This is a genomic window from Saccharopolyspora sp. ASAGF58 (assembly GCF_012277335.1).
GTDB classification, from domain to species: Bacteria; Actinomycetota; Actinomycetes; order Mycobacteriales; family Pseudonocardiaceae; genus Saccharopolyspora; species Saccharopolyspora hattusasensis.
Genome location: NZ_CP040605.1, coordinates 7,097,062 through 7,111,691, shown reverse-complemented (window position 1 = coordinate 7,111,691; position 14,630 = coordinate 7,097,062). Strand labels below are relative to the sequence as shown.

Below are 14,630 nucleotides of genomic sequence, written 5' to 3'. Positions count from 1 at the left end.
TCGTATACTTACTTGCTACCGGGGTTCCTTCGCGAAGTATGCTGCGGCCTTTTTCAAGAAGGAGACTTCCATCTCCAGTTCGCGATTACGGCATTCGAGTTCTTTGAGCCGGGCTCGCTCCTCCACCGACAACGGCTCGTCCTGATTTCCATGCTCGCGCTCATGCCGACGTACCCACGTACGCAGCGTCTCGGGATGCATGCCGAGTTCCCGCGCGACATCGGCTACGGATTTGCTGGATTCCAGGGCCAGTTGGACCGCTTCTTCGCGGAACTCTGGCGAGTACTTGCTCGGTGGTGCCACTAGATCTTCCCTCGATTCCCTTACGGGGTAACCCTATTGGGTCCCTGTCCGGGATCTTCGAGGCCCTTCAGAATACACTCCAAATCAACGGGCTGCGGCCTTGGTAGGCGCAGCTGGGTTCGAACCAGCGACCCCTTGCTTGCAAGTTGTGTCCACAGGAGACAGTGAGCTGCAAAAATAGAGAAAACGCAGGTCAAGGCCGTGCAGCTCGGTGCCGTTGAGCGCAGTACAACACTGTTCAAGGCCACACGATTCTCCCATTTTCCTCCCGCCCAAGGGCAACGTCTGCCGGGTTTGAACCGCCAATGGCGACCACGAGGCAGCCGGTTGGGTGTACGCGTGCCTGGGCGTATGACGGCAGCCAGCTGGTCGTGTCACGCTGCTGCAACACGGCAGGTCCGGCGATGGTGTGCGCAGCAGGCAGGGTGTCTCGCTGGAGCACGGCGGCGTTGACCCAGCCGACGCCGAGTTCGTAGACACGCGAACTGACACCGTCGCGCCCTTCATCAGGTAGCTGCGGTCGTGGCTCCGGCACGCCGACAGCGCGTTGTGCGGTGACCCGGAGGGTCACGAACTCACACTCCTCGTCGAAGTCGGCGAATGCGTAGGCCTGCTCGTGCCGTCGATGGAATTCGGCGACCGTCTGCTCGACTACGGCGGCGTCCACGACGCCGCTCGCGCACGGTACGAGCACTTCGTATGCCTGCCCGCGGTATCGCACGTCGCACCATCGCTCGATCTCGACGTCACCGGCGAGGTTCGCCTCAAGAAGCCTCGCGCTGGCTTCGGTCTCGAGCTCCTTGTACAGCTTGCTGAGCACGGCGGGCAGTTCCGGTTCCGTGCTCGTGTGTACTTCGCTCCTCGACACGTCGATCCTGGCGTCCGCCGACAGCAGGCCGAGCGCGCAGACGGTGCCTGGGTGCGGCGGGATGACCACCGTGCGGATCCCGAGGCTGCGCGCGAGTTCGCACGCGTGCAGCGCGCCGGCGCCACCGAAGGCAACCAGCGCGAAATCGCGTGGATCGTCGCCGCGCTGTCGGAGAGCTATCCGGATGGCACCCTCCATCGATGCGTTGACGACGCTCAGGACGCCGGCCGCGGCGTCGTCGGTGGACAGTCCAAGAGGCTTGGCCAGACTGTTGTCGAGGGCGGCCTCAGCGAGATCCGCACGCAGGTCGAGCCGGCCCGCCAGGCGGTGCGCCGGTGCCAGCCTGCCCAGTACGACATGGGCGTCGGTGACGGCGGGTTCCGTCCCGCCCCGCCCGTAGGCCGCTGGCCCGGGATCTGACCCGACGCTGCGTGGCCCAACGCGCAGGGCACCACCTTCGACGTACGCCACGGAGCCGCCGCCCGCGCCGATCGCGTCGACCCGGATGCTGGGCAGGCGGACGGGAAGTTCGCCGATCGACAATTCCGTGGTGACCCGTGGCGTGAAGTCGGTGACCAACGATACGTCAGCGCTGGTACCGCCCATGTCGAGGCCGATGAGGTTCGGCAGATCGAGCGCCCGCCCGAGGCGTTCCAGCGCGACGACGTCGGCCACGGGCCCGGACAGTGCCAGTGTCACCGGTCGTTCCCTGGCGAGCTCGGGTGTTTGCATGCCTCCGTTGGACTGGCTGATCAGCACGGCGGAGTCGACACCGGCTTCGGTGAGCCCCTTCTCGAGCCGCTGAAGGTACTGATCGATCAGCGGCATCAGGGCCGCGTTCAGTGTCGTCGTCGCCGTGCGCTCATACTCCCTGACCTCGCGCATGAACGACGCGGACGCGCACACGTGCCAGTCGCCGACATCGCGGAGACGCCGCGCGAGCCGCTCCTCATGCTCGGGGTTGGTGTAGGAGTGCAAAAGCGTCACGGCGACGGCGGCAACGTCCGCGGCACGCAGTCGCGAGAGCAGCCGGTCGATGTCCGCGTCGTGCAGCGGCTCGATCACGTGGCCGGCCGCTTCGAGTCTTTCCGGCACCTCGAATCGCTTGTCGCGCGGCACCAGTGCCGACTGCGGCGAGTAGAACGGATCGTAGAGCTCGCTGCGCCAGGTTCGGCCGATCTCGAGGACGTCGCCGAACCCCGCCGTCGTGACAACGGCTGTGGGGGCGAGTTCGCGCTCAATGATCGCGTTGGTCGCGAGCGTCGTTCCATGAAGTACCAACCGGATGTCCGACGAGGCGATGCCCTCCTCATCACGCAGCGCGTCGACGCCGCGCAATACGGCCGCCGCAGGATCGGTGCGCGAGGACGGCACCTTCAGGTAACGGGTGTCCGCCGTGTCGAAGTCGACAGCGACGATGTCGTTGAAGGTTCCGCCGATGTCCACACCCACGCACCACGCGCTCATTCGATCTCCTCCAGGTTCATTCCGTAGTCGTTGGTCAAGGAGTGTCGGCTCACCTTGCCGAGCCGCACGTCGGTGGCGGCAGCAGCCACATCCCGCTCGCGGGGGTCGCCGAGTCCGCCACCACCCTGGGTACGGACCGTCAGCACGTCACCGGGGTGGAGCCGCAGTCCGACGACTTTCCCGGGGATGCGGGTGACGTCGTCACCGCTGCGTTCGAGCTCCAGCTCGCCTGGCGCACCTTCCCCGCCTCCCAGCAGGCCAGGTACGCCGAACTTCATCCGGTCGAACTGTGCAGAGAACTCGCATTCGGCGAGCACGAGAACGCGCCGCTCCAGCCCGAGCCCGCCGCGCCAGCGACCCGCCCCGCCTGAGTCGGTCCGGTAGGCATAGCGCAGGATGCGGCAGGGAAACTCCTGCTCAACCAGCTCCACCGGGTTGTTGCGCGAGTTGTGCACACCTTGGGACAGCCCGTCTGGACCGTCCTGCCCCGGCCTGCCGCCCCATCCGCCGACGCCAATCTCGAACAGGACGCGGGCTGCGCCGGAGTCCGTCCGGTGGCTGAGGATGGAGACGTTGGAGTTGCCGTAGTGGTGTGCGCAGGCCCGGTCCGGCAGGGCCTGACCGAGTGCGGCCATCACCACGTTCGCGATGCGGTGTGTGAATACCGAGCGTCCGACGACCGGCGCGGGATGGCGGGGGTTGAGCACGAATCCCTCGAGTGCGATTACGTCGATGGGTTCGTAGCTGCCGCAGTTCGGTGTCGCGCCGGGCTGCAACACGGCGGACGTCCCGTAGTACACGGCGCTCTCGGTCGCGCCGATCGGGCTGTTGATGGGCCCGCGAACCTGGGCGTCGGTCCCGGTGAAGTCGACGGTGAGCCGGTTGTCGGCGGATCTGCGTATCTCGACCACGATGCGCACCGGTTCGTCGTCGATGCCGTCACCGTCGATGACGTCCTCGGCTCGGAATGCCCCTCCGGGCAGCATGCCGATGGCCTCGGTCATCACCCGCCTGGCGGCGGCGACCAACTCGACGGCTGCTGCGAGGAAGTCGGCGGTTCCGTACCTCCGCACGATCCGGGCCACCTCACCGGCACCGATGCCCAATGCGGCGATCTGCGCCTTGAGGTCACCGACTGTCGTGTCGGGCAGTCGGATGTTCTTGGCAAACAGCGGAAGGAACAGTTCGTTCCAGTGGCCCTCGCGGACGATGCGCAGGGGTGGGATCTGGAAGCCTTCCTGGTACACCTCGGTGGCGTCCGCGCCGTAGCTGGCCGGTGCCCTGCCACCGACATCGGCGTGATGCCCGATGGTGCCGACGATCGCCACGCACTCGCCGTCGACGACCACGGGGGCGAACGTCATGATGTCCGGCAGATGCTGGCCACCGGAGTACGGGTCGTTCGTGATGTACACGTCGCCGGTGCGCCAGTCCGCCAACGGATACAGCTCGAGCAGGCGGCGCAACGGTCTGGTCATGGAGTTCAGGTGGATCGGGATGCGAGTCGACTGAGCGATGATGCCGCCGGAAGCGTCGAAGACGCCGGTCGAGTAGTCGAGCATCTCCCGCACCACCTGTGACCGTGCTGACCTCTCCACCGCGGCGGCCATCTGCTCGGCCGCAGCCGTCAGCCCGTGCCTGACCACTTCGCATGTCACGGGATCGGGGGCTCTGTTGCTCATCGGTGTCTCGTCCTTTCGAATCTGTCTACGGCGCAAGCGGTGAACGCGTCCGGCAGGCGATCAAAAATCACCATGTCTCTCACCGCGCAGGCGGTGACTGGCGCCAGCGTGATCCCGAGCGTCCCGTGCCCGGTGGCGACGAACAGGCCACCGTGCCCCGGCACAGGCCCGACGAACGGGAGGCCGTCGGGCGTCGCCGGACGCAGCCCCGACCACGCGATGCCACGAGTCAGGTCGGGCTGCCACTCGCGGAAATACGGCTGCGCTGCGCGCAGCACCGCGGGCAACCGGCGCGGAGACAAGCGCGCGTCCGCTCGGGTCAAGTCGAAGGTGCCGGACAGTCGGACCGCGCCATCAACGGGCGAGCACGCGACCTGGGCCTCGAGGAGCTTGACCGCCCGGCGCGGTGGCGTGCCGCTGCCCGCGGAGGTCAGGCTGCATCCCCTCGCGGACTGGACAGGCAACCGAACCCCCAGCCCCGCGACGACCGAGGGACTCCACGCACCCGCGGCGACGACTACCCGATCGGCGGTGATGGTCGCGTCCCGCGTTTCCAGCCGCCACGTACCCCCTGCCCGGGCCAGCCGATATACCGCACCGTGGTGCGCAGCAGACCGGGGCCGCCGAGAGGCGTCGACAGCGAGGGGACGACCCATCCCGCGTTCCCCCACGAAGCCCCGGTACCGCACGTCGAACGTTCGAGCAACACCACGTCCGCGCCCGCCCGTTGCAGCTCGCCCGCGCACAGAACTCCGACGGCGCCACCACCGATGACCGCGACCCGGTTCGACGATGCGGTCATCGCTGCGCCCGCAGTGTCTCGGGCAGCAAGAAGACAAACACGGTCGACACCGCGGCAATCACCATCACGTAGTAGGCCGGGACGAGGGTGCTACCCGTTGCTGACACCAGCCACGTGGCGACCAGCGGCGCCGTCCCGCCGAACAACATGTAGGCGACGTTGTAGCTGATGGACGCCGAGCTATACCTGCCCCTGGTCGGGAACATCTCGCTGATCACCACGGCCGCGATCGCGGTACTCGCGGCCTGGGCGAGGACGATCAGAGCCATACCACCGAACGCCGCCGCCACACTCGGCTCGCGGAACAGCAGGAACGCCGGCAGCGGTGTGGCCACGTAGAGGATCGTGGACGCCAGCATGAGCGGCTTGCGGCCGACCTTGTCCGAGAGGCCACCGCACACCGGTAGCAGCAGACAGATGAGCACGAGCGAAGCGGTCTGCGCGATCAAGGACTGCCGGTCGGTCAGTCCAACGGACGTCTTCAAGTACGTCGGAATGTAGGTGATCAGCAGGTACGGCCATGAAGTCGCGAAAGCTGGGCGGCTGGACTGGCACCTCCAGACGCACGTGATCGGCTGGGAATCGCTATCCTTTCGCGAGGACTTCGCGTCCGATCTCGACGGCCAGCGGGAGTCCGAGTGCGGTGAGCTCGGTCATGGTCCGTGGCCCGGTGATGGGGTAGATCCATCTGCCGTCCAGGACTCCGATGTGGACGTTCCGCTCGGTGCGGCGGTAGGTGACGAATCGCATGGCGTGTCCTAGGCGTGGGTGGGCAGCGTGCCGCCGTGAAAGGCGAGCATGTCGGCGAATGCCTGTGCTTCGTCCACTGTGAACCGGCTTCCCGGGACTTCCGTGTAGGCACGGTGGAGGTTGGTTACGATCCGTTCGGCGTCCAGCCAGTCGGCGAACTCCCCGAGCCGAAGCCGTCCCGCCAGCTCCAGCGGGCTCTCGCCGCGAGCGTATCCGTCGGCTGCGGCTTTGCTGACGAGCTCCAGATATGCCTGTGTCTGTTCGACGACCTCGAGGCCGCAGACTGGCCCGTGCCCGGGGACGATCGTCCGGGGTGCCATTCGTCGGACGGTGTCCTCCAGCGCCGACCGCAGTCCGGCGATCGAACCGGAGAGGACGAACGGTGTCCCGCCGTTGAACAGCAAGTCGCCCGCGAATAGTACGTCCGCGTCGGGGATCCACACGATCACGTCGCCGCGGGTATGCGCCGTCCTGCCGACGTGGCGGATCTCGCAGGTCAGGTCGGCATGCCACAGTGTCACGCCTGACTCGAAGGTCAGTTCCGGAGGGCGGCAGCGGACCTCGCCCCAGTCGATCCTGGTCCAGCTGGTCAGTTCCGGCGGGTCACCGAAGGACACCATGTCATGACGAGCATTGTGGTGACCGAGTACCACCGCCTCCGGCACCAGGCTGTTGCCGAACGAGTGGTCGCCGTGGTGATGGGTATTCACGATAGTGCGGATCGGCACCGGCCCGGCCACTCGGGCCACGGTGTCGAGGAGCGGACGAGTGCGTCGTTCCGTGGCCGCGGTGTCGATCAGGGTGACGGCGTCAGGGCCGACGACGAAGCCCGCGTTGTTGATCCACCACGAGCCGTCCGGCTGGGTGTAGGCGTGGACACCGTGGCCGAGCGCGAGGTGCTCGCCCAGGGCGCCGTTCTTGACGGACATGCTGCTCCTTGTCAGACGAGTTCGAAGTAGCGGGACATCTCCCACTCCGACACGACCGGTGACCCTCCCGCGCCCGCCGCGTGGAAGGCGCGCCATTCCCAGCGGCGCGTCCCGACCCAGTAGTCGATGAACTCGCGGCCGAGGGCGGTGGCGAGCAGGGGGTCGTTCGTCAGCGCGTTCGCGGAGCGATTGATCGAAGAGGGGATCATGGGCAGCGCCCCGTCCGGGCGCATCCACGCCAGCCCCTCGATCGGCTGCTGGGGTTCGAGCCGGTTCTCGATGCCCGCCTCGATTCCCGCGAGAATCCCGGCCATGACCAGGTGTGGATGGGCATCGGCCCCCGGCAGCCGGTGCTCGAGCCTGGCGGCGGGGCCGAGCGACGGCACGGCCCGCACTGCGCACGACTTGTTGTTCAAGCCCCAGGTGACCGTGGTGGGCGGCCCCTCCAGTTCCGCGAGCCTGCGGTAGGAACTGGGGAACGGCATGGCCAAGGACGCGAAACCTGGCAGCGTGGCGAGCAATCCGCCCGCGGCGTGCCGCATCAGGTCGGGTACCGGCTCGTCGCCGGTACCGGTCAGCAGGTTCACGCCGTGCGGGTCGCGCAGCGAGACATTGACGTGCGCCCCCTGCCCGTACTCCTGGTCGTGCCACTTCGCCATGAAGGTGACCGAATGCCCGAGGTCGTGCGCCACCTCGCGCAGGCATTGCTTGACCCGCGCCGCCTGGTCGGCCGCCTCGGGGGCGGGTGCCGGCGGGAGGTTGATCTCGACCTGACCGATCGCTGCTTCGTCGCTCCAGGCCTCCCAGCCGATCCCCTGCTGGTCGAACCGGTCCAGCAGCTCGGACATGAACCGCTGGTACGCCGGGGATTTGGTCATCACCAGCATCGCGCCGCTACGCCCGCCGAGGGGTGTCAGGTCGCGGTAGTGCTGCGCCGCCGCCTCGGCGTAGGACTCCTCGAAGACGGTCGCTTCGATCTCAACGGCCGCGAACGCGTGCAGGCCTCGCTCGCGGAGCCGCCCGTCCACGCTTCTCAGCAGCGTGCGGGGGCAGACCGCCAGCGGTCGCCCCGAGTTCTCGCGGAAGGAGGCCAGCACCCGGGCGACACTGGAGCCGACGGGAGGCCAGACCATCGTGTCCAGGTCCGCGACGAGGACCACATCGGGGAGCTCGCCGCGCCAGGCGCCCCAGTCGAAGCCGAATTGCACCGTGTTGCCCAGGCACAGCCCGAATGCGAGATCCGGCCAGGCCCACCCCCGCTCGATCCCGGCGAGAAACTTGGCGCGGGAGACCACCTTCCCGCAGTGCGTCCCGTCCAGGTTGAGGTACTCCAACCGGACGGCCGCGACGCCGTGGTCGGCCAGCAACGCCTCGTCAATCGAGAAAGCCATCGAACGCCTCCCTCATCGATGCCCCGATTAGGACGGAGACCTGCCCCAGCCCGCCGACAATGCGGATCAGGTTCGCGAACAGGACCTCGTCGAACAGCACGTCGCCACTGAACAGCCGGCTGAGCACCCGGTCGGGGCCGAAGATCGTGAACAAGCAACCGGGTTCACCGAGCAGAATCTCGTTCTCGCCGTCGATGCTCACCACCCGCAGCCCGCTGGGCATACCGCTGAGCGGCTGCCACTTCGGCCATACGCGATGCGCGGCCTCCTGCCAGTCATCGACCGTAATCGGCGCCAGGACTGCGGATATGGAGCCTGCGGTTGCCGAGCTGGTGTCGTCGACCCAGTCGATGTCCACCGAGCCGACGGTATCGGGGACGGCGGGGAAGGGTGGCTGACCGGTGACGTGGTAGCCGTCGGCGTTCCGCTCGACCCAGCAATGCTGAGCCGAACGGGCGTCGCGTACCCGGATCGTGCCCAGGTCCAATAGCATCATGAGCTTTAATAGTCGCGTTCCGAAAATAGCAAATTCTGATGGTGGCTCCTATGCCGGTCGCGGATGGTGGGGAGGATGCGGTGGACATCAAGCAGCTCAAGGCGCTCGTGACAGTCGCCGAGGCGGGCAGCGTCACCCGGGCAGCTGAACTGCTGCACCTGGTCCAGCCTGCGGTCACCCGGCAGATCCGCACGCTGGAGCAGGAGTTGGGCGTCGTCCTGTTCGAGCGGACCCGTCAGGGCATGCGGCCCACTGAGGCCGGGGCGGTGATGGTCGACCGTGCACGGCGGGCTCTGAACGAACTCGAACGGGCTCGGGCCGAGGTGCAGCCGACACCGGGTGTGGTGACGGGGGTGGTAACCGTCGGTCTGCTCGAAAGCGCGACCGACCTGCTCGCCGAACCGCTGGTGTCCGCCATAGCGCGGGAGCAACCCGGAATCGAGTTGCGGTTGATGACCGCGTACTCGGGATATCTGCAGCAGTGGCTCGACGACGGTGATCTGGACGTGACCCTGCTGTACAACCTGGCCAGCACCCCGTCGCTGAACGCGCACCGGTTGGTGGGGGAGCGCCTGTGGGCGGTCGCGCAGGCGGCCGACGGGCTGCGGCCCGAGCAGCCCATTTCGTTCTCCGAGGCCGCCGGGCATCCACTTGTCATGCCGGCGGCCGGCCACGCCCTGCGGTCGCTGATCGACTCGGCCGCCGCGCGAGCCGGTGTCGACATGGACGTGGTCGTGCAGACGAACTCCATGCGGGTGCAGAAGCAACTCGTCCTGGCCGGCTATGGCTGGACCATCCTGCCTGGGGTGGGCATCGCCGAGGACGTCGCCCGCGGTTCGCTCAGCGCCGCGCCGCTGTGCGAGCCCGACGTGCGGCGCTCGATCGTCCTCGGAACGCAGCGAAGTGGGCGCACACCACCTGCCGTGGAGGTGGTGGCCCGCGAGATCACCCGGCAGGTCCGCCTGGCCGTGCGGGACGGTCGTTGGCCTTCAGCCGAGTGGCAGGCCAACAGTGGCGCTGCGGGGGACGAATGATCCGGTGTGCTGAATCCAGCTCCCCGCCAGGAAACACGCGCTGACTGTTCCGGTTTTCGGCACCGATGCCGCCAATGCATGATGCCATCAGGACTTTCTATTGTTCTGCGGACCTCATCAGTGCACATGATGTGTGCCACGAACCGAGGCGAAGACGACCGACAAGTAACGCATCCCGGACGGAAAGCGCATGCACGACACCGCGGACACGCTCGACAAGTATGTGGAAGGGTGGACTCCGGCTCCGGTCACCGATGAGGACCCGATGCCGGCCGGTCCCGCCACGGCGATGTCGGCGTTGCTGGACCAACCCGACCTCGTCGCGGAGTTCGGTGACCCGCTGCCGCCGCTGTGGCACTGGTTCTACTTCCTGCACTGGCCGAGGCAGCACGAGCTTGGCGCCGACGGCCACCCGAGCGGCGGACACTTCCTGCCACCCATCCCGGACCGGCAGCGGATGTTCGCCGGTGGCCGCTGCGAGATTCTCGACCCGCTGCGGCTCGGCACGCCGGCCGAGCGCATCGCCAGCCTGAAGAACGTGGCCGTCAAGCGCGGCAGGACCGGTGAGATGGTGTTCGTCACCCAACACAACGAATTCCGCCAGCAGGGCCGCACGTGTCTGATCGAGGAACTGGACATCGTCTACCGGTCGGGTCGCAGCGCGGCGGAGCACCCCGCATCGCTGGACACCACCGTCGCACCGCAGCCCGACGGGGCGTGGCATCTCGGCGCTCAGCCCGATTCGACGCTGCTGTTCCGCTTCAGCGCCCTCACCGCGAACGCACACCGCATCCACTACGACACCCCATACGTGCGGGGAGAGGAAGGCTATCCAGGCCTGGTCGTGCACGGCCCGCTGCTGGCAGTGCTGATGATGGAACTCGTGCGCCGCAACGCATCCCAGCAGGTGCGTTCCCTGTCGTTCAGGCTACGCAGCCCCGTGTTCGCGGGCGAGCAACTGGCGGCGTGCGGAACACCGGTGGAAGAAGGTGTGGACCTGCATGTCGCGACCCACCGCGAGGCACGGCACGCCACCGCGGAGGTGATGTTCGCGTGCCCCTGACTCGAGAGCGGATCGCTTCAGCCCGCAGCTTCCTGTTCGTACCTGGCCACCGGCCTGACCGGTTCGCCAAGGCCCTCCACTACGGTGCCGACGTGGTCATCATCGACCTCGAAGACGCCGTCGCCGGCGAGGACAAAGACCGCGCCGAGGCCACGTCGGCGAGTGGCTCGAGCACGGGAACAAGGCCGCCGTCCGGATCAACCCGCCCGGGGACTCCCTGGTTCGAGGACGATCTCGCGACCGCGGTCCGCCATGGGTGTCCGATCATGGCGCCCAAGGCAGACGTCATTGGGCGTAGTGCTTCAAGAAGGGTTCGCTGGCTGTGATCTGGGATTTCGTCGGGCAGTCAGGCTGCTTGGCGGTACTCGTTGATGAGTCCTGCCACGGTTTGTAGGCGTTCGATCCGAGCCGTCGGCGGCGGTATGACGTTCGGGTTGTCGAGGGGTGCCCGTTGGTCGCTGGCACTTGGTGGGCCTATGGGTGTTGATGCTGACAAGAGGTCTACCAGCAAAAACAAGGGAGGTGGTGGGCTGCTGCCGATCCCTTCTCCCCACGGACCGCGGAGAGTTCCGGCCAAGGCTCCGCACCCCGCAGCCGACTGCGTGTGCATTGCGCGAGCGTGTGTAATGACGTGATAGGCGATGACGTGGACCACATCAGCGACTACTCCGACGGGGCGCATACCGATCTCATGAGGTGGATATGATCGACCGTTCCCCGGCCCACCGTGCGGCCAGCGCCTTTGACGACGCCGACTATCCCGCCTACACCATGGCCCGCGCCGCCGCGATCCTCGGTGTCACCCCCGAGTACCTCCGCAGCCTCGATGCCACCGGCCTGCTCACCCCCGACCGCTCCGCCGGCGGACACCGCCGCTACAGCCGCACCGAACTAACCCTCGCCGCCCGCGTCCGCGGACTCCTCGACTCCGGCCTCACCGTCCTGTCCGCCGCTTGCCGCATCGCCGAGCTCGAACGCGACCTGGCTATCACCCGCAGGCGCCTCACCGAACCCGACCTCACACCCCACACCGACGGACCGCACAGCCGCCCCGCTGGGTCAGCTGGAACAACCTGATCACGCCGTGCCGACGTCCCCCCGGCGCGTGAACAACGTGCCGACCGTGAGCGCTTTTGGGCGCCACAGCATCCGAAACCACTCACGTACCTGAACCGGCCGCCTGGTGCTGCCAGGTTGTGCCAGCCATTCACCGTAGGCATACCGCGGGGAAGAGCTCATGTTGGAGCGCACGGAGAAACCCCGATGATTCATGTCAAGATGCCCGCGAACGGGGTTTCGTTGACTCAGATGATTTTGCCCGGGATGGTTGGGGTGGGGTCGTGGTGGGCAGGCGTGCTGGTTGCTTGGCGGTGACGAGCACGAGGAGCCGGTCGTTGAGGGCGTGGAGGTCGCGGCGGATCTGGGCGGGGTTGAGCGTGCGGTACCGGCGGGTGAGCGCTGTCTTGATCTTCTTCGGGATGTTCGTGTCGGCCAGGACCCGTTGGTACGGGGTGCGGGCGGTGTCCTATTTTTTTGATCACTTTGGCGCCTTCGCGGCGTTTGGAGAGCAGTTTTTGTTGTGGGGAAAAGAAATTGATCTGCAGGCGAAGCAGTGCGTAGATCTCGTTGAGCAGCTCGAGTTCGGCCGGGGTGTCGTAGCGGTGATACCCGACTGCCTGGCGCACCACCGACCAGTTCTTCTGCTCGACGTGGCAGCCATCGTTCTTGTTGCCCGGCCGTGACCGGGTGAAGGTGATCTTGTTTTTCTCGCAGAAGCGCCGCAGGTGATCGTTGATGAACTCCGACCCGTTGTCGGAGTCGATACCCAGCACGGGGAACGGGAACGCGTCCAGAATGCCTTGCAGGGCCGGGAAAACCCACTTCTGGGCCTTGTTGCGCACCGCGGCGGTTTCGGTCCAGTTGGTGGCGATGTCGGTCACCGTCAGGGTGTGGCAGAAGTCGCCGCTGGGGTTGCCGCCCTCGTGCCCGACGAGATCGATCTCGACGAACCCGGGGGTGTTCTCGTTCCAGTCCGCCCAGGTGCGGATCGGGATCTGCGACTTCAAAAGTGACCCCGGCTTGGTGCCCGAGCGGCCCTTGAGCTGCACCTTCTTCCGGTCCGACGCCAGGCGGCGGTCGATGGTGGCCGCCGACATCGACACCAGCTTCGCCCGCACCCCAGGCTCCAGGTCGAGCTCACCGGCCCGCTCCAGCACCGCAACGATCTCGGGCAGGAACGGGGCCAGCCGCTTACCGGTCGGCGCGTCCAGCACCGCCCAGATCTTCCGCAACGGCACCAGCACGTCCTCGCCATACACCGGTGGCCGCGGTTTCCGTTTTCTGGCAACGGGTTTCGGTCCCAGTGCCAGCCGCAGCGCCTTCCGCGCGTGGTCGCGGTGCCAGCCCGTCAGCTCGCACAACTCCGCCAAGATCACGGTCTTGTCCTTTTTGGACGCCGAACGATACCGGATCGCGGTTGCCTTCGTCACGGCCTTGCGCTGGCTCATCGTTAGTCCCATCGGTCACGATGAGCACACCAGCCCCCACAGGTGACGCACGACACGCCGTACGCGGGAATTCTTACGTGAGGCAACGACTCATCTACGCGGGCATTTTGGATGAGTCAACGCGGAAACTTTCCGTATGCAGGGTTAGGTGCATACTGATGGGCGAGCACGGTGTCCGTCATGCCAGACACCGCGAGGCGCTAATGATCGAGGTTGTCAATGGCCCGAAGCGGCATCGACATCCTTGGAGAAGGGGTGCAGCGCCATGACGTGGTTTCCTCGCCTGCTTGGCATCGGAACTGCCGCGGTCGGCGCAGTCGTCGTATTGCGTCCAGAGACCCTCGCGAGTGCCTGTGGGCTGTGTGATTCGGATGGGAACGTCGAACCGAGTACAGCTGTCCTCTGCCGTGGCATCGGTGTACGAGACGTCCTTTCCGGGCTGGCAATGATCTTTGTGCCGAGCCAGGACACGCTGCGACTGGCCGTCGTGGCCCGTGCCACGGCCGACTTCGGTGACGCAGCCGTCCTTGATCTTCTGCCCGGCGCTTCGCAGACACGGAACATCGTGGCGACGTTGGTAGCCGGCCGAGGCGTGCTGTGCGCGTTGAGTGGCCTGACCATAGGTTCGGACGCAGCAGACGAAGAAGCTGCAGAGCTGGCAGACGACCAGCAAACCTGCGTTTGGGGAAGAGAATCCCGAGAGGGGCGCGTGACCGGCTGGACGTCGCCCGTGCGGCGCTGGGTAAGGGAGATTGTCGAAGAGGAGCTTCGAGATGCGGGCGTGGGCTGACTTCGACCGGCGTTCGTGAGGACGAGGAGTACCGCGAAAGGTGCCAAGGGTTACGTCGAAGACGAGGAGGATGAGAAAGAGCACGGACGGCGTCGCCGTGAACCTGTGACACCCAGCCGGAGAAGGTGATCGCATGACCGTCGCAAGCATGCAAGGCGGCGGTGGGTCCCCGGTACAGCGGGGAACTGGAGGCACTCTTGCAGATGTAGTCGAGCTAATTCTCGACAAGGGCCTGGTCATTGACGTATTCGCGCGTGTCTCGCTGGTGGGGATCGAGATCCTCACGGTCGATGCGCGCGTCGTCGTGGCCAGTGTGGACACCTACCTGCGGTTCGCCGAGGCGACCAACAGGCTGGACCTGGATCAGACGGGCGGCAAGGACCTTCCAGAGCTGATGCAGGGCATGGCTGAGGGCGGGGCCAAGGGTAAGACCAAGGGGGTGATCGACGCCGCCAAGGAAAAGTTCGACGAGTTCCGCGGTGCCAACCAGGATGCTAAGCGGGAGAAGCAGCCCTTACGGCGCCGGGAATGACGTTTTCGGGAGCGTG

Annotated in this window: 16 protein-coding genes and 1 pseudogene; 6 read left to right on the top strand and 11 right to left on the bottom strand. The window is 66.6% G+C overall.

The window, feature by feature from the left end; genetic code table 11:
* Window positions 1-15 precede the first annotated feature (15 nt).
* The 10 genes and pseudogenes from FDZ84_RS33490 to FDZ84_RS33450 form a co-directional block, all read right to left on the bottom strand.
* Entirely contained in the window at window positions 16-303 is a 288-nt protein-coding gene (locus tag FDZ84_RS33490) for a transposase (protein ID WP_168589117.1), read from the bottom strand.
* 238 nt (window positions 304-541) lie between these two features.
* Entirely contained in the window at window positions 542-2,638 is a 2,097-nt protein-coding gene (locus FDZ84_RS33485) for a hydantoinase/oxoprolinase family protein (protein ID WP_168589116.1), read from the bottom strand.
* Window positions 2,635-4,320 carry a hydantoinase B/oxoprolinase family protein gene (locus FDZ84_RS33480; RefSeq protein WP_168589115.1) on the bottom strand — a complete coding sequence of 562 codons (1,686 nt, stop codon included), beginning with the start codon at window positions 4,318-4,320 and terminating at the stop codon, window positions 2,635-2,637. The genes FDZ84_RS33485 and FDZ84_RS33480 overlap by 4 nt, the downstream gene beginning before the upstream one ends.
* A complete protein-coding gene (locus FDZ84_RS33475) occupies window positions 4,317-4,976 on the bottom strand; it encodes an FAD-binding oxidoreductase (RefSeq protein WP_168589114.1) in 660 nt (219 codons plus the stop codon). The genes FDZ84_RS33480 and FDZ84_RS33475 overlap by 4 nt, the downstream gene beginning before the upstream one ends.
* Window positions 4,977-5,002: 26 nt before the next feature.
* Window positions 5,003-5,122 (bottom strand): annotated as a pseudogene (locus FDZ84_RS41240) (FAD-dependent oxidoreductase); the annotation flags it as partial.
* Window positions 5,119-5,628 carry an MFS transporter gene (locus tag FDZ84_RS33470; protein WP_256413786.1) on the bottom strand — a complete coding sequence of 170 codons (510 nt, stop codon included), beginning with the start codon at window positions 5,626-5,628 and terminating at the stop codon, window positions 5,119-5,121. The gene FDZ84_RS33470 and the pseudogene FDZ84_RS41240, both read right to left, overlap by 4 nt.
* Before the next feature lie 79 nt (window positions 5,629-5,707).
* Window positions 5,708-5,872, bottom strand: a complete 165-nt coding sequence (locus tag FDZ84_RS33465) for an Rv2993c-like domain-containing protein (protein ID WP_168589112.1) — start codon at window positions 5,870-5,872, stop codon at window positions 5,708-5,710.
* An 8-nt stretch (window positions 5,873-5,880) separates the two neighbouring features.
* The gene (locus FDZ84_RS33460; RefSeq protein ID WP_168589111.1) at window positions 5,881-6,801 is read right to left on the bottom strand and encodes an MBL fold metallo-hydrolase; all 921 of its coding nucleotides are present in this window, start codon (window positions 6,799-6,801) and stop codon (window positions 5,881-5,883) included.
* Window positions 6,802-6,812: 11 nt separating this feature from the next.
* Window positions 6,813-8,192, bottom strand: coding sequence for a glutamine synthetase family protein (locus FDZ84_RS33455; RefSeq protein WP_168589110.1), 1,380 nt, complete (start codon window positions 8,190-8,192; stop codon window positions 6,813-6,815).
* Entirely contained in the window at window positions 8,176-8,688 is a 513-nt protein-coding gene (locus tag FDZ84_RS33450; protein WP_168589109.1) for a hypothetical protein, read from the bottom strand. Before FDZ84_RS33450 ends, FDZ84_RS33455 begins: the two co-directional genes overlap by 17 nt.
* A 50-nt stretch (window positions 8,689-8,738) precedes the next feature.
* On the opposite strand from FDZ84_RS33450, the gene FDZ84_RS33445 reads away from it, so the two are divergent.
* The 4 genes from FDZ84_RS33445 (at window position 8,739) to FDZ84_RS33430 (ending at window position 11,862) form a co-directional block, all read left to right on the top strand.
* On the top strand, window positions 8,739-9,722 hold the full coding sequence (locus FDZ84_RS33445) for a LysR family transcriptional regulator (RefSeq protein ID WP_246868613.1): 984 nt from the start codon (window positions 8,739-8,741) through the stop codon (window positions 9,720-9,722).
* A 190-nt stretch (window positions 9,723-9,912) separates the two neighbouring features.
* Window positions 9,913-10,785 carry a hypothetical protein gene (locus FDZ84_RS33440; RefSeq protein WP_168589108.1) on the top strand — a complete coding sequence of 291 codons (873 nt, stop codon included), beginning with the start codon at window positions 9,913-9,915 and terminating at the stop codon, window positions 10,783-10,785.
* Window positions 10,776-11,111 (top strand): aldolase/citrate lyase family protein, encoded by a 336-nt coding sequence (locus FDZ84_RS39655; RefSeq protein WP_371812723.1) that lies wholly within the window; start codon window positions 10,776-10,778, stop codon window positions 11,109-11,111. Before FDZ84_RS33440 ends, FDZ84_RS39655 begins: the two co-directional genes overlap by 10 nt.
* 376 nt (window positions 11,112-11,487) lie before the next feature.
* The gene (locus FDZ84_RS33430) at window positions 11,488-11,862 is read left to right on the top strand and encodes a MerR family transcriptional regulator (RefSeq protein WP_168589107.1); all 375 of its coding nucleotides are present in this window, start codon (window positions 11,488-11,490) and stop codon (window positions 11,860-11,862) included.
* Between the two features lie 227 nt (window positions 11,863-12,089).
* On the opposite strand, the gene FDZ84_RS33425 is transcribed toward FDZ84_RS33430, so the two are convergent.
* Complete coding sequence (locus tag FDZ84_RS33425) at window positions 12,090-13,292, bottom strand: DDE-type integrase/transposase/recombinase (RefSeq protein WP_210435276.1); 1,203 nt, start codon at window positions 13,290-13,292, stop codon at window positions 12,090-12,092.
* Window positions 13,293-13,557: 265 nt separating this feature from the next.
* On the opposite strand from FDZ84_RS33425, the gene FDZ84_RS33420 reads away from it, so the two are divergent.
* On the top strand, window positions 13,558-14,082 hold the full coding sequence (locus FDZ84_RS33420; protein WP_168589106.1) for a hypothetical protein: 525 nt from the start codon (window positions 13,558-13,560) through the stop codon (window positions 14,080-14,082).
* A gap of 133 nt (window positions 14,083-14,215) precedes the next feature.
* Window positions 14,216-14,614: a gas vesicle protein GvpJ gene (gene gvpJ / locus FDZ84_RS33415; protein WP_168589105.1), complete on the top strand. Its 399-nt coding sequence runs from the start codon at window positions 14,216-14,218 to the stop codon at window positions 14,612-14,614.
* Window positions 14,615-14,630: the final 16 nt, after the last annotated feature.